This window comes from Nocardia crassostreae (assembly GCF_001613405.1).
GTDB classification, from domain to species: Bacteria; Actinomycetota; Actinomycetes; order Mycobacteriales; family Mycobacteriaceae; genus Nocardia; species Nocardia crassostreae.
In genome coordinates this window covers 77636-102224 of record NZ_BDCH01000011.1, presented here as the reverse complement: position 1 = coordinate 102224, position 24589 = coordinate 77636, and the positions used below count along the sequence as shown (strand labels likewise).

The 24589-nt window shown below is 68.2% G+C and carries 24 protein-coding genes and 1 pseudogene; 9 read left to right on the top strand and 16 right to left on the bottom strand.

Annotation, left to right across the window (positions count from 1 at the left end; genetic code table 11):
• The first annotated feature begins 108 nt into the window (after positions 1–108).
• Positions 109–1143: a DUF1906 domain-containing protein gene (locus NC4_RS05975; RefSeq protein ID WP_067533457.1), complete on the top strand. Its 1035-nt coding sequence runs from the start codon at positions 109–111 to the stop codon at positions 1141–1143.
• A gap of 227 nt (positions 1144–1370) precedes the next feature.
• Here NC4_RS05975 and rpmF read toward each other — a convergent pair whose 3' ends face one another.
• From rpmF to mrf, 3 genes are read right to left on the bottom strand one after another with little or no spacing between them, the layout of a single operon-like run.
• A complete protein-coding gene (gene rpmF / locus NC4_RS05970) occupies positions 1371–1544 on the bottom strand; it encodes a 50S ribosomal protein L32 (RefSeq protein WP_067533452.1) in 174 nt (57 codons plus the stop codon).
• A 1-nt stretch (position 1545) separates the two neighbouring features.
• Positions 1546–1824, bottom strand: a complete 279-nt coding sequence (locus NC4_RS05965) for a type B 50S ribosomal protein L31 (protein ID WP_067533449.1) — start codon at positions 1822–1824, stop codon at positions 1546–1548.
• A gap of 4 nt (positions 1825–1828) precedes the next feature.
• Entirely contained in the window at positions 1829–3133 is a 1305-nt protein-coding gene (gene mrf, locus NC4_RS05960; protein WP_245721515.1) for a ribosome hibernation factor-recruiting GTPase MRF, read from the bottom strand.
• A gap of 111 nt (positions 3134–3244) precedes the next feature.
• On the opposite strand from mrf, the gene rpmB reads away from it, so the two are divergent.
• From rpmB to rpsR, 4 genes are read left to right on the top strand one after another with little or no spacing between them, the layout of a single operon-like run.
• Positions 3245–3481 (top strand): 50S ribosomal protein L28, encoded by a 237-nt coding sequence (gene rpmB / locus NC4_RS05955; protein ID WP_067533846.1) that lies wholly within the window; start codon positions 3245–3247, stop codon positions 3479–3481.
• Between the two features lie 12 nt (positions 3482–3493).
• Positions 3494–3664: a 50S ribosomal protein L33 gene (rpmG, locus tag NC4_RS05950; RefSeq protein WP_067533445.1), complete on the top strand. Its 171-nt coding sequence runs from the start codon at positions 3494–3496 to the stop codon at positions 3662–3664.
• Between the two features lies 1 nt (position 3665).
• Entirely contained in the window at positions 3666–3971 is a 306-nt protein-coding gene (gene rpsN / locus NC4_RS05945) for a 30S ribosomal protein S14 (RefSeq protein WP_067533442.1), read from the top strand.
• A 35-nt stretch (positions 3972–4006) separates the two neighbouring features.
• Positions 4007–4261 (top strand): 30S ribosomal protein S18, encoded by a 255-nt coding sequence (gene rpsR / locus NC4_RS05940; RefSeq protein WP_067533439.1) that lies wholly within the window; start codon positions 4007–4009, stop codon positions 4259–4261.
• Between the two features lie 60 nt (positions 4262–4321).
• Here the strand turns inward: rpsR and NC4_RS38710 are convergent.
• Positions 4322–4878, bottom strand: a pseudogene (locus tag NC4_RS38710) (LysM peptidoglycan-binding domain-containing protein).
• Positions 4879–5096: 218 nt separating this feature from the next.
• Here NC4_RS38710 and NC4_RS05935 point away from each other — a divergent pair.
• Positions 5097–5564, top strand: coding sequence for a hypothetical protein (locus tag NC4_RS05935; protein ID WP_067533436.1), 468 nt, complete (start codon positions 5097–5099; stop codon positions 5562–5564).
• A gap of 49 nt (positions 5565–5613) precedes the next feature.
• Here the strand turns inward: NC4_RS05935 and purH are convergent, their stop codons facing one another.
• The 6 genes from purH to sucC all read right to left on the bottom strand — a co-directional run bounded on the left by purH (position 5614) and on the right by sucC (position 13131).
• Entirely contained in the window at positions 5614–7197 is a 1584-nt protein-coding gene (gene purH / locus NC4_RS05930) for a bifunctional phosphoribosylaminoimidazolecarboxamide formyltransferase/IMP cyclohydrolase (RefSeq protein ID WP_067533433.1), read from the bottom strand.
• Entirely contained in the window at positions 7194–7826 is a 633-nt protein-coding gene (purN, locus tag NC4_RS05925) for a phosphoribosylglycinamide formyltransferase (protein WP_067533843.1), read from the bottom strand. Before purN ends, purH begins: the two co-directional genes overlap by 4 nt.
• Positions 7827–8047: 221 nt before the next feature.
• A complete protein-coding gene (locus tag NC4_RS05920) occupies positions 8048–9625 on the bottom strand; it encodes a cell division protein PerM (protein WP_067533431.1) in 1578 nt (525 codons plus the stop codon).
• Positions 9626–9787: 162 nt separating this feature from the next.
• Positions 9788–10624: a DUF5336 domain-containing protein gene (locus NC4_RS43835; RefSeq protein WP_067533428.1), complete on the bottom strand. Its 837-nt coding sequence runs from the start codon at positions 10622–10624 to the stop codon at positions 9788–9790.
• A 411-nt stretch (positions 10625–11035) separates the two neighbouring features.
• Positions 11036–11950 carry a succinate--CoA ligase subunit alpha gene (sucD, locus tag NC4_RS05910; RefSeq protein WP_067533426.1) on the bottom strand — a complete coding sequence of 305 codons (915 nt, stop codon included), beginning with the start codon at positions 11948–11950 and terminating at the stop codon, positions 11036–11038.
• A 14-nt stretch (positions 11951–11964) separates the two neighbouring features.
• Positions 11965–13131 carry an ADP-forming succinate--CoA ligase subunit beta gene (gene sucC, locus NC4_RS05905; protein WP_067533422.1) on the bottom strand — a complete coding sequence of 389 codons (1167 nt, stop codon included), beginning with the start codon at positions 13129–13131 and terminating at the stop codon, positions 11965–11967.
• A gap of 508 nt (positions 13132–13639) precedes the next feature.
• Here sucC and NC4_RS45065 point away from each other — a divergent pair.
• Complete coding sequence (locus NC4_RS45065; RefSeq protein ID WP_157554320.1) at positions 13640–15028, top strand: M23 family metallopeptidase; 1389 nt, start codon at positions 13640–13642, stop codon at positions 15026–15028.
• Positions 15029–15066: 38 nt separating this feature from the next.
• On the opposite strand, the gene NC4_RS05895 is transcribed toward NC4_RS45065, so the two are convergent.
• The 4 genes from NC4_RS05895 to pcrA form a co-directional block, all read right to left on the bottom strand.
• Positions 15067–15783, bottom strand: coding sequence for an HAD family hydrolase (locus NC4_RS05895; protein ID WP_067533419.1), 717 nt, complete (start codon positions 15781–15783; stop codon positions 15067–15069).
• Positions 15780–16004, bottom strand: coding sequence for a hypothetical protein (locus tag NC4_RS05890; protein WP_067533417.1), 225 nt, complete (start codon positions 16002–16004; stop codon positions 15780–15782). Before NC4_RS05890 ends, NC4_RS05895 begins: the two co-directional genes overlap by 4 nt.
• Before the next feature lie 24 nt (positions 16005–16028).
• Entirely contained in the window at positions 16029–17309 is a 1281-nt protein-coding gene (locus tag NC4_RS05885; RefSeq protein WP_067533414.1) for a mannitol dehydrogenase family protein, read from the bottom strand.
• Positions 17310–17607: 298 nt separating this feature from the next.
• On the bottom strand, positions 17608–20067 hold the full coding sequence (gene pcrA, locus NC4_RS05880; RefSeq protein ID WP_067533411.1) for a DNA helicase PcrA: 2460 nt from the start codon (positions 20065–20067) through the stop codon (positions 17608–17610).
• 318 nt (positions 20068–20385) lie between these two features.
• Between pcrA and NC4_RS05875 the strand changes: the two genes are divergently transcribed.
• Complete coding sequence (locus NC4_RS05875; protein WP_084528559.1) at positions 20386–20745, top strand: chorismate mutase; 360 nt, start codon at positions 20386–20388, stop codon at positions 20743–20745.
• 97 nt (positions 20746–20842) lie between these two features.
• Here the strand turns inward: NC4_RS05875 and NC4_RS05870 are convergent, their stop codons facing one another.
• Positions 20843–22294, bottom strand: coding sequence for an NAD-dependent succinate-semialdehyde dehydrogenase (locus tag NC4_RS05870; RefSeq protein WP_067533405.1), 1452 nt, complete (start codon positions 22292–22294; stop codon positions 20843–20845).
• Between the two features lie 130 nt (positions 22295–22424).
• On the opposite strand from NC4_RS05870, the gene pgi reads away from it, so the two are divergent.
• On the top strand, positions 22425–24062 hold the full coding sequence (gene pgi, locus NC4_RS05865; RefSeq protein WP_067533402.1) for a glucose-6-phosphate isomerase: 1638 nt from the start codon (positions 22425–22427) through the stop codon (positions 24060–24062).
• Here pgi and NC4_RS05860 read toward each other — a convergent pair.
• Positions 24034–24483 (bottom strand): hypothetical protein, encoded by a 450-nt coding sequence (locus tag NC4_RS05860; protein ID WP_067533399.1) that lies wholly within the window; start codon positions 24481–24483, stop codon positions 24034–24036. The genes pgi and NC4_RS05860 overlap by 29 nt on opposite strands.
• Between the last annotated feature and the right edge of the window lie 106 nt (positions 24484–24589).

Below are 24589 nucleotides of genomic sequence, written 5' to 3'. Positions count from 1 at the left end.
CGACGGTCCGGAAGCGATGGCCGAAATCCAAGAGTTCATTCGCGGACCGCGAACCGGACTCCGGGAATGCCCCACGCTCGGCGTGTTCGGCGAATTACAGTGAGTGTCATGCGTTTCGGGTTGGATTACGCCGGAGGTCGTCCCGCCGCGAGTGCCATCCGGGCGGCCGGTTTCGATTTCGTGGTGCGGTACCTGTCCCCCGGCGGTCCCACTCTCCCCGGCAAGCTGCTCACACCCGCGGAAGCGGACGATCTTCGCGCACACGACATTTCAATCGTCTCCAACTGGGAGACCACCGCGGCCCGCATGCTCGACGGGTTCGGGGCCGGGGTCACCGATGCCCGCGCGGCGCTGGCGCAGGTGCTGCGCTGCGGCGGGCGCACCGATCGGCCCATCTACTTCTCCGCCGATTTCGATGCCACGCCCGGACAGCAGGAACCCATCAATGCCTATCTGGACGGTGCGGCCACCGTCATCGGGCGCGCGAATGTGGGTATCTACGGCGAATATTGGCCGCTCAGCCGGGCCCTGGACGCCGGGACCGCGGTCTGGGGCTGGCAGACGGTGGCCTGGTCGGGCACGAATCGCGATCCGCGCCTGCACATCCTGCAGACCACGCGCCAGGTCATGGTGGACGGCGTGGTGTGCGATGTGAACGAATCCGACCGAATCGATTTCGGCCAATGGGACTTCCAATCGGAGGAACAGGACATGACGCCCGAACAGGAAGAGATACTGCGCGACGTCCAGATCCAGCTGCGCGGTCCAGGGCTGGCGGGCTGGCCGCAGCTCGGCCAGGACGCCGAGGGGCGGAATCGGACCGTGGTGGACGGACTGGCGGCGGCGCTGGCCAAGATCGACGAGCTGCGCGCCGAGATCAGCGAACTGGAGGCGACCACCGCCGAGCTGAGCGCCGAGGTGGCGCGGCTGAGCGGGCACCGCTGGCCGTGGCCGTTCTCGCTGATCGAAGGGCCCGCGACGCTGTTCGCCGAACAGCTGGCGCGAGTGGAACAGATGCTGCCGGATCTGCCGCTGCCCGGTTGGGGCGAGGGTCCGGACGGGCGTGCACGGGACACCACCCAAATCGAACAAACTCCGGGATCGAATGGGCGTAATGCCCGATCGGACAGTCCAATTGGCTGATTTGTCGGATTTTATCCGGACTCGGGGACATTGCCCGAAAAGCCGGGTAAACAGGCCCTGAACTGGCGATGAGCGGGTTCTTCTGCGATCAGAAGAACCCGCCCTCGGCCACGAGAATACCGTCGCAAGAGCACGAATTCACAACTTTGAGAAGACTTTTTAGAGCGCCGGGAACAAACCGGACCTAGGTTCGAAAACGTCCGATCGTGCTCTGTCGACCCGAACCGCTACAGCTTGTCGAGATCGATCAGTCCAGCCTGCACGGCGCGCACCAATCGCCGCGGCACATTGTGCACCACGCCGTCGACCTTGACCGGCACCAGATCCGGCGCCGTCGCCTTCCACTGTGAACGCCGGGCGTGGGTATTGGCCCGCGACATTCGCCGCTTCGGAACCGCCATCTCAGTTCTCCTTCTGCTCGGTCGTGCCGCCGCGCACGCGCTTGCCGTAGCGGCGTTCGAACTTCTCCACACGACCCGCGGTATCCAGCACGCGCTGGTTGCCCGTCCAGAACGGATGCGAGTCGGCGGTCACGTCCACCACCAGCAGCGGGTAGGTATTGCCGTCCTCCCACTGCACGGTGCGCTCCGAGACCGCGGTGGAGCGGGTGAGGAAGCGCTTGCCGGTGCTCACGTCCTCGAAGACCACCGGGTGGTAGTCGGGGTGGATTCCCTTTTTCATGGCGTCACCTTTCGTTCTGGCGGGAACCACCGTCGCCGGTCACCGGCGTGGATCGGGTTGTGTCGCACGGTTCCTCGTGCTGCTCGCCGAAGGGATCGGCCCACCGGGCCACCCGCTCCAGCGCGAACCGGACCTGCCGGAGTTCGTCCTCGTCGACCAGCGCCCAGTGCAGCGCGTGCCGGATCTCCTCGGCATCGGCGTCGTGCACCAGGATCACCAGGGAGTTGTGCCGGTCGCCGAACTGCTCGTGCCAGTGCAGGGCGGCCATGGTGCGGCGCTCCGGTTCGACCTCGTCCAGTTCCCGGGGAGTCATGGCGGCCAGCCATTTTCCGGCGCCGCCCACGCGCAGCCCGCCGCCCGCGGACTCCAGCCACACCACGTCCTCGGGCTGGGTGGCCAGCCAGACCCGGCCGCGGGCGCTGACCACGCCGTCCAGCAGGACGTCGATGGCCGAGTGCAGCCGCTCCGGATGGAACGGGCGATCGGTGGCGAATTCCACCAGTGTCACACCGCAATCCGCGCTCAGCGGCGGCTGGCCGCGCAGCAGCGAGGCGTGCGGGTCGAAGGCGGTGCCGCGGCGCGCGGTGTCCGGAATGCGGCGCAGCAGCCAGGTGAGATCACCGGCGTCGAGCGCGGTGGGCTCGGCCACCCATGCGACGGGGGCGGCGGGAGCGAAGCGGGCCAGTACGGCGGCGGTGCGCTCGCGCTCCAGCAGCTCGGCTCCGGCGTCGAAAGCAATGAGGGCATCGGCGAATTCGACCTGTCCGACCGCCAGCTGGGCCATGGTCCGGTCGTCCTCGGTGGTGGCGTGGCCGCGTTCGGCGAGGGTCTCGTCGCCGGTGGCGTCGGCCAGCCAGTCGCGGGCGTCCAGGCAGGTGAGCACGGATTCGATGCGCACACTGCGACCCGCCGGGCCGTCCACGCGACCGTGCACGCCGGTCACCGTGACATCCTCGATGGCCTGGCAGACGGCCTCGGCCTCGAAGGCCGGATCCAGTGCGAGCACGATGCGCCGCACCGAATCCCGTTGCGCCAGCACGCACAGGTAGGGCAGCAGATCCGCGCGCAGTGTGCAGGACACGCAGCCGTGGGCGAGTTCGAGCACGGTGCCGGTGACCCGGCCGTCGGCGATCACGGTCCGGCGGACCACGCCTTCGTTCAGTTCCTTCAGGTCGTGGCGCACGACGACGGTGCCGGGCTCCGCGCCCAGCAGGCGCGCCACCTGGTCCACGCCATCGGCGGCACGGCCGGGCAGGCCCGCCACGATGAGCACCGGGGTGCGCTCGGGCGAGGTGAATTCGGACACCACCGGCACCCCTTTCGATAACGATTTTCATTTACCGGAAGGTAACGGTACATTGTTCGGCAGCCGTTGTCGAAAACGATTGTCATCAACATCTACGGCTGGAAAGGAGTGCCCATGTCGGCCATCTGCCAGGTCACCGGCCGCAAGCCGGGTTTCGGCAAGTCCGTTTCGCACTCGCACAAGCGGACCAACCGCCGCTGGGACCCCAATAGCCAGCGGAAGACCTACTACCTGCCCAGCGAGGGGCGGCGCATCACGCTGACCGTCTCCGCCAAGGGCATCAAGACCATCGATCGCGACGGCATCGAGGCGGTCGTCGCCCGGCTGCGCGCTCGCGGCGAGAAGATCTAGAGGAGGCATTCGATGGCATCGAAATCGACCGATATCCGGCCGATCATCAAGCTCAAGTCCACCGCGGGCACCGGGTACACCTATGTCACCCGTAAGAACCGGCGCAATGATCCCGACCGCATGGTGCTGCGCAAATACGATCCGGTCGTGCGCAAGCACGTCGACTTCCGCGAGGACCGCTGACATGGCCAAGAAGTCGAAGATCGAGAAGAACGAGGCCCGCAAGCTCGTCGTCGCCCGCTACGCCGAGCGCCGTGCCGAGCTCAAGGAAATCATCCGCAAGCCGTCCAGCACCGACGAGCAGCGGGCCGCCGCGCAGAGCGCCCTGCAGAGGATGCCGCGTGATGCCAGTCCGATACGCTTGCGCAATCGGGACGCCGCGGACGGACGCCCGCGCGGACATCTCCGGAAATTCGGTCTCTCGCGAGTGCGCGTGCGCGAGATGGCTCACCGGGGAGAACTGCCCGGTGTACACAAATCGAGCTGGTAAGCACCCACAGATCTCGTGAGTAAGGAACCGCTGACATGGCAGTGAAGCGAGCACCGTCGAAAAAGGTCCGCGCCGAGCAGGCCCGCCGCCCGAAGAAGAACCCCCTCATCGCCGCGGGCGTCGAAACCGTCGACTACAAGGACGTGAACCTGCTCCGCACGTTCATCTCCGACCGCGGCAAGATCCGCAGCCGCCGCGTGACCGGCCTGACCCCGCAGCAGCAGCGCCAGGTCGCCGTCGCCGTGAAGAACGCCCGCGAAATAGCATTGCTCCCCTTCACCAGCCGGTAGGGACGAAAAACCAAGCGCCCCCGATGCTTACGCATCGGGGGCGCTCCGCGTTCAGGGGGATTACGGGATGGTGAGGACCTGGCCCGCGTTGATGGCGTCCGGGTTGGGGATGCCGTTGGCGTTGGCGATGTCCTGGTAGCGGTTGCCGTCGCCGTAGAAGCGTTCGGCGATGGCCCACAGGGTGTCGCCGGGTTCGACCGTGTAGGTCTGGGCGGCGGGGGCGGCGGGGGTGCGTCCTCGACGGCGGCGGCCTGGGTGACCGGTTCGGGGGCCGGGAGGGGGTTGTCGGTATTGGTGCCGCTGGACCAGAGTGCGCTGCCGTCGGAGCCGTAGAGCACGACGTTGGCATCGGACTGCACGACCAGGCGGTCGGCGCTCTTGCCATTGGTTTCGGTGGACCAGGCGGCGCCGTCACCCTTGTAGACGACGAAGTTGCCGTCGTCCTGGAGCACGGCGCGCTGCACACCCTGGCCGTGAGTGAGGGTGCTCCACAACACTTTGCCGTCGGGCTGGGACAGCACCAGGTTGCCGTCATCTTGCAGAGTCAGTGTGTAGGCGCCGCCTTGCAGCGACTGGCCCAGACCGAGTTCTTCGCCGACCTTCAACGAATCGCCCACGGTGGTGTCCTTTCGGAGGGGGGATCTTCGGTAAATCGATGGCACGAGAACCGCATTCGCACATCTACCTTCGAGACTACCGACGATCGCGCGACACTCGGGGGGATACGCGCCGGACGACTCAGACATTTCGGCGTGTCTTCGCCAGAAATTCGCTAGATCAACAAATCGGCCGCTTCGAACCGGCCGTACGGTCCCTAGACACTAGGGTTTAGGCCATGTACGGGATTTGGCGACGCCGCCTGATTGCCACCGCCGGAGCCGCGGTCCTGAGCCTGGCTGTCACGGCATGTGGAAACACCGAAGACCACAGTGGTCACTCGACCACGACCAGCGCCGCGGTCACCACCACGGCGGCCCCCGAACCCACCGAGGCCCCCGCGGATCAACTCGGCCGACCCTTCACCGCCGACCCGAATCTGGTGAACCCGCGCCCGATCCAGTTCGACAGCTGGACCCGCATCGCGCCCGACAAGATCGCCGTCAACTTCCAGACCGGCGTCCCGGAGTGCTACGGCGTGGACGCCACCGTGACCGAGACCGACACCACCGTCACCGTCGCCCTGCGCGGCGGCACCCGCGCCGACGCCGCGGGCAAGATGTGCGTCCAGAGCCTGGTCTTCGGCAGCCTCGAGATCCAGCTGAAGGCTCCACTCGGCGACCGGAAAGTCGTGAACGCCGAATAAGCAAGGAGGGTGTGGGAGCCCAGCTCCCACACCCTCCTTCACGCCCTCGTCAGTGGGCGAAGTGACGAGATCCCGTCAGGTACAAGGTGACTCCGGCTTCCTTGCACAGCTCGATGGTGTCCTTGTCGCGAATGGACCCGCCCGGCTGCACGATGGCGCGCACGCCCGCGGCGACCAGGATCTGCGGACCGTCCGAGAACGGGAAGAACGCATCGGAGGCGGCGACCGAACCCTTGGCGCGGTCACCGGCGCGCTCGACCGCCAGCTTGCAGGAGTCGACGCGATTGACCTGCCCCATGCCCACGCCGACGGCGGCGCCCGCATCGGCCAGCAGGATGGCGTTGGACTTCACGGCACGGCAAGCGCGCCAAGCGAATTCGAGATCGGCCAGGGTCTGCTCATCGGCCGCCTCGCCCGCGGCGAGGATCCAGTTGGCCGGATCGTCGCCCTCGGCGTCGAGAATATCGCGCTCCTGCAGCAGCACGCCGCCGCTGACCGGACGCAACTCCGGGCCCTTGCGCTGCGCCGGTTCGGCCACGAGCACGCGCACATTCTTCTTGCGCTGCAACACTTCCACCGCGCCATTGGCGTAGGCGGGCGCCACGATGACCTCGGTGAAGATCTCCGCGACCTGCTCGGCCATCTCCACGCTCACCTCGCGGTTGGCCGCGATGACGCCGCCGTACGCGCTCACCGGATCGGTGGCGTGCGCCTTGCGGTGCGCCTCGGCGATATCCGCGCCGACGGCGATACCGCACGGATTGGCGTGCTTGATGACCGCGACCGCGGGCTCGTCGAAGTCGTAGGCGGCGCGCCAGGCGGCATCGGCGTCGGTGTAGTTGTTGAACGACATTTCCTTGCCGTGCAACTGCTTCGCCTGCGCCAGTCCGGCCGGACCGGCCTCGGTGCTGTAGACGGCGGCGTTCTGATGCGGGTTCTCGCCGTAGCGCAGCACCGCGTCGCGGGTCCAGGTGGCGCCGATCCAGGCCGGGAACTGCTGCGGCGCTTCGGCTTCGGCGTCCGCCGCGGCGGCGGCCGGGGCGGCCACGCTGGTCATCCAGCTGGCGACGGCCACATCGTAGGAGGCGGTGTGCTGGAAGGCCTTGGCGGCCAGGGCGGTCCGCTCGGCGAAGGTGAAACCGCCGCGCGCCACGGCCGCGAGCACCTTGTCGTACTCGCCGCTGTCCGCCACGACCGCCACCGACGGGTGGTTCTTGGCCGCGGCGCGCACCATGGACGGCCCGCCGATATCGATCTGCTCGACCGATTCGTCGATGCTCGCGCCGGAGGCCACGGTCTGGGTGAACGGGTAGAGGTTCACCACGACCAGCTGGAAGGCCTCGACGCCGAGCTCCACGAGCTGGTCGAGGTGCTCGTCCTTGCGGGTGTCGGCCAGGATGCCCGCGTGCACGCGCGGGTGCAGGGTCTTGACCCGGCCGTCCAGGGTCTCCGGAAAACCGGTCAGGTCTTCCACTTTGGTGACCGGAATGCCCGCGTCGGCGATCTTCCCGGCGGTGGAGCCGGTCGACACCAGCTCGATGCCCGCATTGTGCAGGCCGGTCGCCAGTTCGATCAGACCGGTCTTGTCGTAGACGCTTACGAGGGCCCGCTTGATCGGCTTGCGTTCACTCACCGGAGATCTCGCTCATCTGGAATTACTGCCTTTCGTCCATCGGAGACAATGCCCCGTTCGGCGACGGCCGCGACGACTTCCGCCAGCAGCCGGCGCTCCACGACCTTGATGCGCTCGTGCAGGGTGGCCTCGTCGTCGCCGGGCAGTACGGTGACCGCCTCCTGCGCGAGAATCGGCCCGGTATCGACGCCCGCGTCGACCAGATGCACGGTGGAGCCGGTGACCCGCACCCCGTAGGCGAGCGCGTCGCGCACGCCGTGCGCGCCCGGGAAGGCGGGCAGCAGCGCGGGATGGGTATTGATGATGCGGCCGCCGAAACGGTCCAGGAAGGCCGGGCCCAGAATCTTCATGAATCCGGCGGAGACCACCAGATCGGGCCGGAAGGCATCCACGATCTCGGTGAGCGCCTTGTCCCATTCCGCGCGATTCGCGAACTCGCCCAGCTCCGCCTTGAACGAGGAGATCTCGAACGTCTCGGCATGGTCGAGAGCCGCGCACTCACGATCCACACCGACCGCCACGACCTGCGCCGGATAACCGGGCCGCCGAGTCGCTTCCAGGAGGGATCGCAGGAGGGAGCCGGTGCCGGAGGCCAGCACGACAATGGTCGCGGGCGCGGGCGGCGGCAACAACTGGGCTGGCGTGGTCAGCGCTCTACTCCCTGTGTGTCGGAGCGGGAAGGAACGGCGAGGGGATTACCGTCGCCGCCTAGAGCCTAGCTGTGCCGCCTCCCCGAACCTTCAGCGCCCGGCTGGGAGCCGTTGACCGTTGGCAACGCGTGCCGGCGGTCGGGAGCCGAACCGATTCTGGACGTACCCGACGAGTTACCCTCGCCGCACGAGATCAGTTGTCACCTCTGGTCGGCCGACCGTGGACCGTCCACCACCTCGGCGTCGACGATGTCGAGATCCTCGCCGGGATCGATATGCGGTTCCGAGGCCAGGGCGGGCTGCTCCTCGACCAGTTCGCCGTCGAGGGCGTCCTCGCGATCCGGGTCGCCGTCCGGATCGATGTAGTACTCGTTGTCGTGGTCGGCTTCGTAGTCGCCGCCGTCGGCATCGTCGTACTCGTCGTCGGCGTAGTCGTCTTCGTAGTCGCGGTCGTCTTCGTAGTCGTCGTCCGCGTAATCGTCGTCGTACTCGTCGTATTCGTCATCGTCGTCGGCGTAGTCCTCCTCGGCGTACGCGGTCGCCGGGGCGGCGGGCGCGAAGAAGCGCGCGGCCACGACGCCCACATAACCGGGCAGCGCCAGCCAGACGAAGGCCAGCACCAGCGTGAGCGGGACATTCGGGCCGATCCAGCCGAAGCTGCCCAGTTCGCCGCCCGCGAGGAGGCCGAGCCCCGCGAGCAGGACGGCGGCGACACCGGCGGAGGTCAGCATGGCCCACGGCGCCTTGGCGTGGTCGCCCGCGGTGCGACCGCAGTCCAGGCCGCCCAGCACGCCCACCGCGGCGGGGACGATCAGCAGTGCGGCCCACCAGGCCGCCGCCGGACCGGACGGCGCCGCCGCCATGATCGGCACGGCGGGCACGGGCGCGCCCTCGATGCCGAACAGGCCGAGCGAGCCAGGGCCGATGTGGGCCTGCCCGCCGAGCAGCACGCTCACCGCGTCGATGGCCACATTCGGCAGGAACGCCAGCGACAGCAGCGTCAAACCCAGTACGCCCACGAAATTTCCGGCCGCCGCGTAGGTCTCGCCGATGCGCGACCAGTGCGCCAGGAGGGAGATCACGGTCAGGGCGGCCGCCGCGGCCAGCAGCCGCGCCACGGCCACCGCGCCCGCGCGGATACCCGGAATCACCCAGTCCGGCACGGGAATCGGTAGTAGATCCAGTAGATCCCGCCACCGCCGCGAACCCACGCCCGCGGCCGCGGCCAGCAGATGCAGCCCGATCACCCAGGCGAAGGAGAAGGAGGTGTTCGGCGCGCGCAGCGCCACCACGGCCGAGGCATCGTCGGCCACGGCCAGGCAGACCGCGGTAACCAGCAGCGGCCCGCCCACCGCCGCACCCGCGATCCAGCCGAGATCGGCGGGCGTGCTGTCCGGTTCGGTGGCGCGGGCGCAATCCTTGGCGACCAGCCACAGCAGGAACGCGGTCGGCAGCAGCGGCCACAGGCCGATATCGGCCTTGCCGATGGTCAGCGGAACCTGGTGCACCGCAAGCCAGCTCGCGGAGACGGCGCCGGGCGCGCCGGTCAGCCCGCTGCCCGCGGCGAGCAGGGTGCCGAAGACGAGCGCCAGGATGAGCAGCAGCGTGATGCTCGACGCCCGCGCGGCGACGATCAGCAGTACGCGCGCGCGTTCGGGGGTCAGCGATCCGAATCCGCCCCCGCCGCCGCTCGATCGCCGGACGCGGGTGCGGGTGCGCGGGGCCGCCCGCACGTCCTCATCGTCCAGGCGAGCCAAGGCGGTTCTCGGGGCATTCATGGCATTCCAGCGTGGCATCTTCACCGAAACCAGAGGGTCAGGCGCGCCGGGCCGGGCCGCACACCGGGAACAGCGGCGGCCGCACCGGGCGCGGCAATGGGAACGGCCCCCGGGTGCGAAACCCGGGGGCCGTTGGCATTTCGATCCGCAGTCCCGCTCGGACTACTTGCTGGCGTCGTCCTGGCCCGGACGGAACGCGCGGGTGGCGTCCGCCGACGGATCGGCGTTATGCTCGCCGCCGAACGGCTGCGGCGCCTGGCGCGGCGCGGCGCCGAAGTGCTGGGTCGCGGCATCGTTCCCGGCGGGCTGCTGCTGACCGTAGGACGGCGGCTGGCCGAAACCACCCTGCTGCCCGTAGGACGGCTGCCCGGCCTGCTGACCCGGCTGGCCGAATGCCTGGAAGCCACCCTGCTGGCCGTAGCCCTGCTGCTGGTAGCCCTGCGGACCGGTCGAGCTGAACGGCTGCTGGCCAAAACCGCCCTGCGGCGCAGCGGGCTTCGGGGCCGGGGGCTTGATGATGCCGGTCTCGAACAGCACCGCCAGCACGGCCAGCACGAACGACAGGAACAGAATGACCCAGGCGCCCCACTCGTTGTCGAGCTCACCGGCGAACGAGTAGAACAGCACCGCCAGGAACGCCGACACCGAGGCGGCGGCCGCCGCACCGACCCAGTCCTGCTTGGGCAGCAGCGACAGGCCCGCGAGCAGACCCGCGAACAGCAGGAAGGCGGGCAGCGCCGGCACGGACTCGAACAGGTTGAAGCTCAGGTCGATATCCGAGCTGCCCTTGGCCGGAGCGAAGCCCAGCAGGAAGTTGAGGACACCGAGGGCGGCCACGCCCACGGTGAGGAAGTAGGGCAGGCCCTTGCCCGCCGCAGCCGTCGTGCTCGACCCGGCAGCGGGACCGCCCGCGGGCGCAGCGCCGTAGCCGGGTCCGGAGGAGGGCTGCGGCGCGGGCGAGTTGTATCCCGAGCCCGAGCCCCCGGTCGGGTATGACATGTCGTCGTCTCCTATCGAGTCGTTCACGAACTCCCACGACGCTACTGCACCGGACGGCCGGGGTCACGATGTACCACCGACCGACGCCGGAACGCAATACCCGGATATCCGCCGAGCGATACGCCCAGCAGCGCAAACGTCAAGGGGCGTGTACCCAGCGGGAGTTCCCCTAACCCCCGATCTCATGTGCAACCCGACACACTCCCGCGCGAAAAGCGAAGACCGCCTGCCGGATTCGGCAGGCGGTCTGCATTCATGTGGGTAGGAGGAGCGGGGGCTAAGCCCCCGAACCCCCTTAGGGCTGCGCCCGGCTGAACCTTTGGGCTGTGCCCGTTGAGGCCCCGCGGGGCCGAACCTCCCCACTCCTTGTCCTGTGCCCCGCTGCCGTCAGGCAGCGGGGCACGAGAACCATCAAGCGCTGATGCTGGCCTTCTCGAGGATCTCGCGCGCCAGGGCGGCGGTCTCGGACGGGGTCTTGCCGACCTTCACGCCCGCGGCCTCGAGGGCGTCCTTCTTGGCCTGGGCGGTACCGGCCGAGCCGGAGACGATGGCGCCCGCGTGGCCCATGGTCTTGCCCTCGGGGGCGGTGAAGCCCGCGACGTAGCCGACGACCGGCTTGGTGACATTGGCCTGGATGTAGGCCGCGGCCCGCTCCTCGGCGTCGCCGCCGATCTCGCCGATCATGACGATGAGCTTGGTCTCGGGATCCTTCTCGAACGCCTCGATGGCGTCGATGTGGGTGGTGCCGATGACCGGGTCGCCGCCGATGCCGATGGCGGTGGAGAAACCGAAGTCCCGCAGCTCGTACATCATCTGGTAGGTCAGGGTGCCGGACTTGGAGACCAGGCCGACCGGGCCCTTGCCGGTGATGTTGGCCGGGGTGATGCCCACCAGCGACTCACCCGGGGTGATGATGCCGGGGCAGTTCGGGCCGATGATGCGGGTCTTGTTGCCCTTGTCCACGTTGTAGGCCCACGCGTAGGCGGTGTCCTGCACCGGGATGCCCTCGGTGATGACCACGAGCAGCGGGATCTCCGCGTCGATGGCCTCGATGATGGCGTCCTTCGAGAAGGCCGGGGGCACAAAGGCGATCGAGGTGTCGGCCCCGGTCTTCTCCATGGCCTCGGCGACCGACGCGAACACCGGCAGCTCGATGTCGTTGCCGTCGGCGTCGACGTGCTTGACGGTGGTGCCCGCCTTGCGCGCGTTCACGCCGCCGACCACATTGGTGCCCGCCTTCAGCATCAGCGCGGTGTGCTTGGTGCCCTCGCCACCGGTGATGCCCTGGACGATGACCTTGTTGTCCTTGTTCAGGAAGATAGACATGTTGGTTCGTGTCCTTACTTGGCCGCAGCCAGCTCAGCGGCCTTGTCGGCGCCTTCGTCCATGGTCTGAGCGAGAGTCACCAGCGGGTGGTTGGCGTCGACGAGGATCTTGCGGCCCTCTTCGACCTTATTGCCGTCCAGACGGACGACCAGCGGCTTGTTGGCCTCGTCGCCAAGCATTTCCAGCGCCTTCACAATGCCGTTCGCGACCGCGTCACAGGCGGTGATGCCGCCGAAGACGTTCACGAACACGCTCTTGACCTGGGCGTCGCCCAGGATGACATCCAGACCCGCGGCCATCACCTCGGCGGACGCGCCGCCGCCGATGTCGAGGAAGTTGGCGGGCTTGACGCCGCCGTGGTTCTCACCGGCGTAGGCGACGACGTCCAGGGTCGACATGACGAGACCGGCGCCATTGCCGATGATGCCGACCTCGCCGTCGAGCTTCACGTAGTTGAGGTCGTTCTGCTTGGCCTTGAGCTCCAGCGGATCGGTCGCGTCGATATCCGCGAACTCCGCGTGGTCGGCGTGGCGGAACTCGGCGTTCTCGTCCAGGGTGACCTTGCCGTCGAGGGCCAGGATCTCGTCGTTGGGGGTGCGAACCAGCGGGTTGACCTCCACCAGGGTGGCGTCCTCCTTGACGAACACCTCCCACAGCTTCTGGATGGTCACGGCCGCGGCGTCGAGCACCTCGGCGGGCAGGTGGCCCTGCTCGGCAATGGAACGGGCGAAGGCCAGATCGACGCCCTTGACGGCATCGACGGCGACCTTGGCCAGCCGCTCCGGCTTGGTGGCGGCGACTTCCTCGATCTCCATACCGCCTTCGACCGAGCACATGGCCAGGTAGGTGCGGTTGGAGCGGTCCAGCAGGAAGGAGATGTAGTACTCCTCCGCGATGTACTTGGCCTCGGCGACCAGGATCTTCTTGGTGACGTGGCCCTTGATGTCCAGGCCCAGGATGTTCTGGGCGTGGGTGAAGGCGTCCTCGGGGGTGGCGGCGTACTTCACGCCACCGGCCTTGCCGCGGCCACCGACCTTGACCTGCGACTTGATCATCACCGGCTTGCCGATTTCTTCCGCGATGGCACGCGCGTCCTCGGCCGTGCCGGTGACCCGGCCCTCCGACGAAGGCACTCCGTGCTTCACGAAGAGTTCCTTCGCCTGATATTCGAAGAGATCCATGTACTCACCGTCTCGTCTGCGTTGTTGTGACAACGTCTGTGTTGGCGGCCCGTCGTCGGAGGCGGGTCGATCGGACTCTAATCAGTCACATGGAGCCGAAATCAGCCGCATACAGCCTAAGTGGCACAGGTCACGGTACTGTCTCTGCGGCGTCAAAACGCCTGGCAGAACCTACTCGCCGGTAGCTTGTTGACCGCGCGCCAGGTAGAGAACACGAACCCCCGCGAGTGATGGGAACTACTACATGTTATCGCGGAAAAGCCTCACTTGGTTACCCGGAGCACAGTGAGGCTATCGCGGAGCAGAACGTGATGAATGTCATACGTTTGCGCCGAACCATGCCCATCGCTTGCTGACCCGCAATCGTTTCGTTACCGTCGATGCGGTCGATGTCACAACCCGGTCACGACAGGAGGACGGCAGGCTTGACGCAGCACAGCGCTCCGCAGGTGAAGAGCCGCTCCGTAGAGGATGCGTCGGCCCAGCTCCACCGCCAGGATCGACTCCGATGAGCGACGGTCCCTTCCCCTCCCGCCATCGCGCCAAACACGGCCACCGATACCGCGAGGAATCCGAGAACTACGGCGGCGCCACCTCTTTCGAGGCCCCCCAGGCCAGCGCCCAGGTCGCCCACGGCGAGTGGGGCGCGGCGCGATCCTGGGACGCCGGGGACAACTGGCACCAGGACGACTGGAGAAACGCCCAGCAGTGGCAGGCCCCCGTCGAACCGCAGTCGGAATGGGCGGGCGCCCAACCCGGTTGGGAGGACCGGCACGGGTGGGAGAACGCCCCCGCCTGGGACGGTCGGGCCGCCTGGAACGAACACGAGCAGTCCTCCTGGGACGACAATGCCGAATCCGGCTGGGACGCGTCGAATTCCGAATGGAACTCCGCGCCCGCCGATTTCGAGCCCACCGCCACCACCAATGGCTGGGCCGTCCCCAATCCGGACGACTGGGCCGGTCAGTCCCGCACCAACTGGGATCCGACCGCCGACCCGACCCCGTCGGATCAGTACCGCCCGGCCTACAGCTTCCGCACCGCCTCGGGCGAGCGGCTCGACTTCGCCGGTGACGGCGCCCCCATCGATCGCGCCGCGCCCGCAGCGGATTCGGACGACGAACCGCGCGCGACCCGCTCCGGCGGCCGTCGCCGCGCCGGTGGGGCGCATCGCCTCCCGGCTCCCCCGGCCTCGCTCAAGGGCCGCGCCGCCGTCGTGGCGGTGGCCGCGGGCGCGGTGGTGGCCGCGGGACAGACCGGTATGGAGACCACCACCACTCCGCACAATGACAATGTCGACTTCCAGGCCGCGGCCCAGGTGCGCGATATCGCCGCGGGAGCCGAGACCATCGGACTCGCCGAGGCGGCCCCCGAGGGCTCCCCGCAGGTCCTGAATGTGTCCGCCCCCGTTGACATCAATCAGTTCAACGGCATCCTCCGCAAGGGCCAGCAGTACGCCGCGGACTTGGCCGCCCAGGAAGCCGCGAAGCTGCGCCCGCTGTTCGCGAAGTTCGCATCCGGAAACTTCACCTCCGGCTACGGCATTCGCTGGGGCGTGCAGCACACCGGTATCGACGTGGCCGCGCCCATCGGCACCCCGATCTACGCGGTGGCCGACGGCACGGTGCTCGAGTCCGGTCCGGCTTCGGGTTTCGGTATGTGGGTCCGCCTGCTGCACGACGACGGCACCGTGACCATCTACGGCCACATCGACACCGCCACGGTGTCCCAGGGCCAGCGCGTCATGGCCGGTGACCAGATCGCCACGGTCGGCAACCGCGGCTTCTCCACCGGCCCGCACTGCCATTTCGAGGTGTGGCTCAATGGCGTCGACAAGATCGACCCGATTCCGTGGCTGGCCTCCCGCGGCATCGGCCTCGGGCCGCAGCGCGACTGAATCGTAGATTTCTCGGTAATCCGCCGCGGCGCGGTCGATTACGCGCGCCCGGCACCCGGGCTCACGGTCGCCGGGCCGTTCACCGTGGCGATATAGCCGATGACATGCAACAGATCCGGGTACACGCGATGGGCGAGCCGCCGGGTCTCGGGCGTCGGGGGAACCAGATCGGGGATCAGGACGCAGCGCAGGCCCGCGGCATGGGCGGCACGCAGCCCATTGGGTGAATCCTCGCAGGCCAGTGTGTATTCCGGCAGCGCGCCCAGGGCCGCGGTCGCGGTCAGGCAGGGCTCGGGATGCGGTTTGCCGCGGGTGACGTCCTGCCGGGTCACGATGGCGTGGAAGCGGTCGGCGAGTCCGGCCGCCCGCAGGCGGTGGCGGGCGCGGTCGCGACCGGAGGAGGTGGCGATGGCGCGCGGGATGCCGCGGCGGTCGAGTTCGTCGAGCAGTTCGGCGACACCGGGTTTGGTGGTGAGGCGGCCCGCGTCGACCAGCTCGGCAATGGTGGCCTCGTGCCGCCGGAAGAACTCGTCGAGCGGGAAGTCGGGACCGTGGGCGGCGGCGGCCAGTTCGCGACAGCGGTCGGCGGGCATGCCGATGAGGCTGTGGCAGAACTCGTCCGAGAGCTCGTAGCCGATCCCGGCGCCGGAGGCGAGCAGCGATTCGACGGCCAGGCGTTCGGAGTCGAGCAGTAGCCCGTCCATATCGAAGACGACCGCGCGCACGGGCGGGTCGGTCCGGCCGGGCGCGGTCATGCGGCGCGCCCGATTTCGGTGCGGAACAGTCGTCGCTCGATCACATCGACGACGTTATCGCGGGCCAGTTCGGCCAGTGCATCGCCCACCTCGCGCTGGATCCGATCCCGCTGCGGCAGCTCACCGAAGATATCGGTGCGGGCAAGAAAGGCCCGGGCCCGCAGGTGCGGATCGGCGATGGCGGCCAGGCCCGCGAGCGCCTCGGCGCGCGGATCGATCACCTCCGAGACCGGATTGCCGCTGCCTCACAGCTCGAACCAGCGGATCCACGACGCGATCAGCAGCACCGCGCCCGGTATCGGCCGACCGGTCGCGAGGTTCTCCCGCATGGCGTCGGTGACGCGCGCCGTCATCTTCTCCGAGCCATTGCGGCCCACCCGGCGCATCTCGTGGCGGATGGCCGGATTGCGGAACCGGCGCAGCAGTTCGTCCACGGTGCGGCGCAATTCGTGGCCCGGCAGGTTCAGGGTCGAGCCCTGCTCGTACAGCATGAACTGGCGGGCCAGGGCGGCCATCATCGGATCCGCCCCGGCCGCGGCGACGGTCTCGTGCCCGGCGAGGGCGCCCAAGTAGGCGAGCAGCATATGGGTGCCGTTGAGCAGCCGCAGTTTCGCCAGTTCGTAGTCGGTGACATCGCCGACGAAGCGCGCACCGGCCAGTTCCCAGCGCGGGCGCTCCCCGGTGAAATCCTCGATGGTCCAGGTCAGGAAGGGCTCGGCCGAGACCGGTGCGCGATCGTCGAGGCCGCCGAGCCAGCCGCGCGTCACCTCCTCGTCGGCCGGACCGGCGGAGGCCACGATGCGATCCACCACACTGCACGGGAATTGCACATTGCGCGCGATCCAGTCCACCAGCCGGTCGTCCCGCATGGCCGCGAAACCCAGGACCGCACCGCGCAATTGGCGGCCGTTGCCGGAGAGGTTGTCGCAGCTGATGACTACGGGCGGTGCGCCGCCGCGGCGGCGCACCGCCTGCAACCCGCCCACCAGCATGCCGATGGCGGTGCACGGGTTCGCCGCGCAGCGCAGATCGTGTCGTACCGGATCGCTGCTCACGTCCAACTGCCCGGTGACGGGTGAGACGCAGTAGCCGCCGGTGGTGACGGTCAGCGTGACCAGGCGCACGCGCGGATCGGCTATCCGCCGCGTCACCCCGAGGCGATCCGAGGGCGCGTGCACGGCCGCGGTAATGGCGCCGACGACCTCGGCGCGCACGCCGGAGCTGTCGCGCAGCAGGGTGGTGTACAGGTTGTCCTGCGCGCGCAGCGCGGTGACGATATCGGGGCGGGACATGGCGACGGCGGCGATGCCCCAGCGCCGGTCCCCGGTGGCGGCCATGGCGTGCTGGGTGATCAGGGCCTGATGCGCCCGGTGGAAGGCGCCGCAGCCCAGATGCACGATGCCGGTGCCCAGGCCCTGTGGCGTGTAGGCAGGGCGGGTGACGGTCCGCGGGAGTCGCTGTAGCGTTCCAACCCCGAGCCGCGGCGAGGGGGTTGTGCTGGAACCGATAACGGTGGAAGTGCCCATGGCAGTCGCTCCGTGTATTCGGAAATGCGAATTTCGAATGCACCGATCGACGCTGAATACGGCGCGATCCAGAATCTAGAACAGCACCGCGGAATTTTCGACACCTATCCGGATGTCCGGTACGTAATTTCCATGGGTCGGCTATCCGAAAGGGGCCGTAGACATTTCGTAAAGACGCACTTCGCCGGTACCGGAAATACATTCCAATGATCCGCGGCACCGGAAACAGTGAGTTGCCTCACCGGGACGCGGATCACATCCATGCAGGTCAGATCCTAATAAATGGCTCATAATGCCCTTACAGTTTTATGAGGGTACGGCTGTACTGCGGGATGAGCCGAATCTTGCCCGCGGTGCCGAAATCGATTGTCACCGTTGCCAGCGCGCCGAATCCCTCCGCGGCGACGACCCGGCCGAGACCGTATTTGTCATCACTGACCCGATCGCCCACCGCCAGCACCAGACCGCTGTTGTTCCGTTTACCCGCCGCACCGCTCGCGGCGGGCGCGGGGCGGCGTTCGCCGCGCATTCCGGGCCGCTGTTCGGCCCAGCCGTCGCCGCGCGTCCAATCCCGTTCGAAGCCTTCGTCCTCGCCGCGACGGCGCATACCGCGACCGCTCTGCGACGGTGCGGGCTCGAGCCGCCGCCAATCCAGGAGGTGAGCCGGAATCTCTTGCAAGAACCGGGATTCCGGATTCGATACCGGCTGCCCCCAGCCCGAACGCACCACGGCCCGGGTCAGGTACAGACGCTTGCGCGCCCGGGTGATGCCCACATAGGCCAGGCGGCGTTCCTCGGCGAGTTCGGTGGGGTCGCCCAGGGCGCGCATATGCGGGAACTGGCCGTCCTCCCAGCCGGTGACGAAGACGACCGGGAATTCCAGGCCCTTGGCGGTGTGCAGGGTCATGAGGGTGACCACGCCGGAGCCCTCGTCCGGAATCTGGTCGGTGTCGGCGACGAGGGATACGCGTTCGAGGAAGGCGGCGAGGGAACCGGGATCGGGTTCGCCCTCGGCCGGTTCGGGCAGCAGGCCCTCGGCACGGGCGGCCTCGACATTGTTGCGGGCCTCGGAGCTGAATTCGCGGGCGACGCTGACCAACTCATTGAGGTTGTCCAGGCGCGCGCCGTCCTGGGGATCGTCGGAGGCCTCGAGTTCGGCGCGGTAGCCGGTGCGGTCGAGGACGGCCTCCACCACGGTGCCGACATCCGGGAAGTCCACATCGTCCTGTGCGCCCGCGGCGCGGATCTCGCCGAGCAGGTCGAGGAAACCGGCGATGGCGCGCTGGGCACGGGTATTGAGCAGGGCGACCTTGCCGTCGGCGGCATCGCGAAGGGCCTGTGCGAAGCCGATATTGCGCTGTTCGGCGTGCACGGCGACGCAGGCCTCGGCGCGGTCGCCGATGCCGCGGCGGGGGGTGTTGAGGACCCGGCGCAGGCTCACCGCATCGTCCGGATTCTCCAGGACGCGCAGGTAGGCCACGATATCGCGGACTTCCTTGCGCTCGTGGAAGCGGACGCCGCCGACCACCTTGTAGGGCAGGCCCATGCGGATGAAGATCTCTTCCAGCGCCCGGGAGTTGTTGTTGGTGCGGTAGAAGACGGCGACGTCGTTGTAGTTGGCGTCGCCGTGGTCGACCAGTTTGTCGATTTCGCGGGCGACGAAGGAGGCCTCGTCGTGCTCGTTGTCCGCGACGTAGCCGACGATCAGATCGCCGTCGCCGGAATCGGTCCACAGCTTCTTCTCGCGGCGGCCCTCATTGCGCGAGATGACCGCGTTGGCGGCGGTCAGGATGTGCTGGGTGGAGCGGTAGTTCTGTTCCAGCAGAATGGTTTCCGCATCCGGGAAGTCGCGCTCGAACTCCTCGATATTGCGGATGGTCGCGCCGCGGAAGGCGTAGATTGACTGATCGGCGTCACCCACCACGCACAGCTCGCTGGGCGGTACCCGGTCGTCGGCGGCGACCGGGATGTCGTCCTCGCCCCAGGCGGCGCCGCGGTGATGCCCGACCAGCTCGCGCACCAGGATGTACTGCACGTGGTTGGTGTCCTGGTATTCGTCGACCAGGACGTGCCGGAAGCGCCGCCGGTAATACTCGGCCACCTGCGGATGCCGTTGCAGCAGCGCCACCGTCTCGCCGATGAGATCGTCGAAGTCGAAGGCATTGGCGGCGCGCAGCCGACGTTGGTACTCGTCGTAGACCTTGGCCACCAGCCGCGGCAGTTCGGTGTCCTCGGTCTCGGCGTCGGCGGCGGCCTGCTCGGGATCGATGAGCTCGTTCTTGAGGTTGGAGATGGCGGTGGCCAGCAGGCGCGGCGTGTACTTCTTGGCGTCGATGTCGAAATCGCGGCTGATCATGGCCAGCAGGCGGCGCGAGTCGTCGGCGTCGTAGATGGAGAAGTTGGAGTTGAGCCCGGCCACCAGTCCGGCCTGGGTTCGCAGGATTCGCACGCAGCTGGAGTGGAAGGTGGACACCCACATTCCGGCCGCGCGCGGGCCGACCAGACCGGAGACGCGCTCGCGCATCTCGGCGGCTGCCTTATTGGTGAAGGTGATCGCCAGGATTTCGCCGGGGCGCACGCCGCGGGCCGCGAGCAGGTAGGCGATGCGCCGGGTCAACACGGCTGTTTTGCCTGATCCGGCGCCCGCCACGATCAGTAGCGGAGACCCGGTGTGCACCACCGCGGCGCGCTGTTGCGGGTTCAACCCCTCGAGCAATTGCTCGGTCTTCTGCTCCACCTGCTCCACCGTCGTGTTCATCGCCCATCCACGCTACCGGCGGACACCGACAGGCATGAAGCCCGGCGGCTCAGGTGTCCGATTAGTGCCGGTGGAGCGAACGCGCGGTGAACATGGCGGACGGAAACTCAGGAGATTCACAAACGAACTCGTTTTGCTTGGCTCACCACTCGTGGCACACTGGCCACATGATCGGCGCTGTTGCTAAACGTTTCACGGGCAGCGCGCATTCGGGGAGACAATGTAGACCGAACAGGTCAGATTCTTGGTGAAGAACCGATCGGTAACGGGTCGGTACCGTCGGCCGATCCACGTTCTGGACCACGAGGAGTTGAAAGTATGAGCATCTCTGCGACGGGACAATCCGAACCTGCCACCGGGTCGGACTCCGCCTTGGAATCGGACGCTGCAGTGCCTGCGGAGACGGCCCTGCCCACGGATACCGCGCTGCCTTCCGAGGTCGAGATCGACAAGCTGCGCAAGGAAATCGACAAGCTCGACGCCGAGATCCTGGCCGCCATCAAACGCCGCACCGAGGTTTCCCGCATCATCGGCCGCACGCGCATGGCCAATGGCGGCCCGAAGCTGGTGCACTCTCGCGAGATGAAGGTGCTGGAGCGCTTCAGCGAGCTGGGTCAGGAGGGCCACACCCTCGCCATGCTGCTGCTCCGCCTCGGCCGCGGGCGTCTCGGCCACTAGGCGACACGAACCACGCGGTTCTCGTGCGAGCGGGGGCTGCTTTCCAGAGGCCGCCCCGGGTGTTCATTACCCCCGGGGCGGTTCTTCACATCTCCGCTCAGGGCAGGGCGATGTATTTGGTGTTGAGGTACTCCTCGATGCCCTCGAAGCCGCCTTCGCGGCCGAAGCCGGATTGTTTGACGCCGCCGAAGGGGGCGGCCGGGTCGGAGATGACGCCGCGGTTGATGCCGACCATGCCGGTTTCCAGGCCCTCGGCCACACGCAAGGCGCGGTCCAGGTTCTTGGTGAAAACGTATGCGACCAGGCCGAATTCGGTGTCGTTGGCGGCAGCCAGGCCCTGTTCCTCGGTATCGAAGCCGACAATGGGGGCGACCGGGCCGAAGACCTCCTCGCGCAGGATGCGGGCGCGGGGCGGGATATCGGTGAGGACGGTGGCGGGGTAGAACCAGCCGGGACCGCAGGGGGCCTTGCCGCCGAGTTTCACCTGGGCGCCCGCGGCGACGGCGTCGTCGACCAGTTCGCTGACGGTGTCGAGCTGGTTCTCGTTGATGAGCGGGCCCAGGGTGGTCGCCGGGTCGGCGCCCGCGCCGAGCTTGTACTCGGCCATGGCGGCGACGAGTTTGTCGGTGAACTCGGCGCGCACCGAGTTCTGGACGTGGAAGCGGTTGGCGGCGGTGCAGGCTTCGCCGCCATTGCGCAGCTTGGCCAGCACGGCGCCCTGGACGGCGGCGTCGATATCGGCGTCGTCGAAGACGACGAAGGGGGCGTTGCCGCCCAATTCCATGGAGGTGCGCAGCAATCCGTGCGCGGCGGATTCCACCAGCTTCTTGCCGACCGGGGTGGAGCCGGTGAAGGTGAGCTTGCGCAGCCGCGGATCGGTGAGCAGCGGGGCGGTCACCGCGCCGGAGCGGCTGGTGGTGATGACCGACAGCACACCGTCGGGCAGACCGGCCGCACTGCACAGCTGGGCCAGCAGCAGCATGGTCAGCGGGGTCTCCCCCGCCGGTTTCACGATCATGGTGCAGCCCGCCGCCAGGGCGGGCCCGATCTTGCGGGTGCCCATGGCGAGGGGGAAGTTCCACGGGGTGATGGCCAGGCACGGGCCGACCGGCTGTTTGTGCACCAGGATGCGGCCGGTGCCCGCGGGGGCGGGCTGATAGCGGCCGTGGATTCGGGTGGCCTCCTCGCTGAACCAGCGGAAGAACTCCGCGCCGTAGCGAACCTCGTTGCGCGACTCCGGCAATGCCTTGCCCATTTCCAGGGTCATCAGCAGGGCGAATTCCTCGGCGCGCGCGGTGATCGCCTCGAAGACCGCGCGCAGGATCTCCCCGCGCTGCCGGGCCGGAGTCGCGGCCCACTCGGCCTGGACGGCCACGGCCGCGTCGAGGGCGCGCACGGCGTCGGCGGGGGTGGCGTCGGCGACATTCGCGATGACCTCGCCGGTGGCTGGATTGTGCACCGGGAAGGTGGCGCCGCCCGCGGCGTCCACCGGTCCGCCGATCCAGAGTTGTGTGGGAATGGACTCGAGTAGTTCGGTTTCGGACACCATGTGATCCAGCCTAGGCCACTGGTCCGAGCGTTTCGGTGGTCCGGACGAATCCGGCGGGCCGGTGCGGGCTTGCCGTGAAGTACCGGTTGTTACCTGCGGGTCGCCGCCGGGGGTTGTAACCTCGGCGGACGTGAGCAGCGACATCACCGCATCGGCGGCCTGGCGGAAACTGCACGACCATCATGCGTCCATTGCCGGGCGCCACCTGCGGGAATTCTTCGCCGAGGATCCGGAGCGCGGGCACGAGCTGACCGTCCGGGTGGCGGATCTGCGCATCGACTACTCCAAGCACCGGGTGACCCGCGAAACCCTGGATCTGCTGGTCGAATTGGCGCATACCGCGGGCGTCGAGCAACATCGCGACGCGATGTTCGCGGGTGCGCACATCAATACCTCCGAGGATCGCGCGGTCGAGCATGTGGCGCTGCGCATGCCCGCCGGGCAGCAGGTCATGGTGGACGGGGTGGACGCGGGCGCGCAGGTGCACGAGGTCCTCGACCGCATGGGCGAGTTCACCGACGCGCTGCGCTCCGGACAGTGGCGCGGTGCGACCGGCGAGCGCATCACCACGGTGGTGAACATCGGCATCGGCGGCTCGGATCTGGGCCCGGCCATGGTGTATCTGGCCCTGCGGCACTATGCCGATGCCGGGATCTCCGCCCGCTTCGTCTCGAATGTCGATCCGGCGGACCTGGTTTCGACGCTGCACGGCCTGGACCCGGCGACCACGCTGTTCATTGTCGCCTCCAAGACCTTCTCCACCCTCGAGACGCTCACCAATGCGACGGCGGTGCGCCGCTGGCTGGTGGCGGCGCTCGGTGAGGACGCCGTCGCCAAGCATTTCGTCGCGGTCTCCACGCACGCGCAGCGGGTCGCGGCCTTCGGTATCGACACGGCCAATATGTTCGGCTTCTGGGATTGGGTCGGCGGCCGCTACTCGGTGGACTCGGCCATCGGCCTGTCGGTCATGGCCGTCATCGGCAAGCAGCGCTTCGCCGAGTTCCTCGACGGAATGCACCGGGTGGACGAACATTTCCGATCCGCGCCGCTGCCGGAAAACGGTCCGGCCCTGCTCGGCCTGCTCGGCGTCTGGTACTCGAATTTCTTCGGCGCCCAGTCCCGCGCGGTGCTGCCGTATTCCAATGACCTGGCCCGTTTTCCGGCCTACCTGCAGCAGCTGACCATGGAGTCCAACGGCAAATCCGTTCGCGCCGACGGCACTCCGGTGACCACCACCACCGGCGAGATCTTCTGGGGCGAGCCCGGCACCAATGGCCAGCACGCCTTCTACCAGCTCCTGCATCAGGGCACGGTCCTGGTCCCCGCCGATTTCATCGGATTCGCCCGCCCCACCGACGATCTGCCCACCCTCGACGGCACCGGCAGCATGCACGACATCCTCATGAGCAATCTCTTCGCCCAGACGAAGGTCCTCGCCTTCGGCAAGACCGCCGAGGAGATCGCCGCCGAGGGCACCGCCCCAACCCGGGTCCCCCACAAGGTGATGCCCGGCAACCGCCCCTCCACCACCATCCTCGCCCCCCAGCTCACCCCCTCCGTCCTGGGCCAGCTCATCGCCCTCTACGAGCACATCGTCTTCACCGAGGGCTCGATCTGGGGCATCGACAGCTTCGACCAGTGGGGCGTCGAACTCGGCAAACAGCAGGCCCTGGCCCTGGAACCCCTGCTGACCTCGACGGAAGATCCCGCCCCCCAATCGGATTCGTCCACCGACGCCCTCATCCGCTGGTATCGGCAGCAGCGCTGACCGGCCGGGCGTCGCGGCGCACCGCCCACAGCCCGGCCACCACCAGCACCAGGGACAGCCCGGCGGCGCCGATCGTGGCGCCCCAGCCGGGCCCGAACCAGATCGACACGATCCCGGCGTGCTCGCCGCGCCGGGCATGGAAACTCAGGCTTTCCATCGTGACGATCAGCGCGGGTGCGAAAATGGCGCTCCCGAGCAGCAGCGCCCAGCCGCGCAGCACGGTGCGCGGTATGCGCACCCGGTACTGCATGACAATCGCGACGACGACCGCCGCAATGCTGAGCAGCACCGCCCAGGGCCAGCCGATGGCCTGAAAGTCGAACGCGGACAGCTCGTTCTGCGCTTGCACCTCGGTCCGCCCGGTGAACCGGGGCACCGGGGGCGAGGACGGGTGGGTGAAGTACGGCGCGGTGGATCGCACCCGCACGTAGTGCCGGCGCGGCGAATACGTGGAACCACCACGGACTCTCGGAGCCGTAGACCATTGCCGCGATCAGGCCCAGCGTGAGCGCCGCGGTGACGCTCAG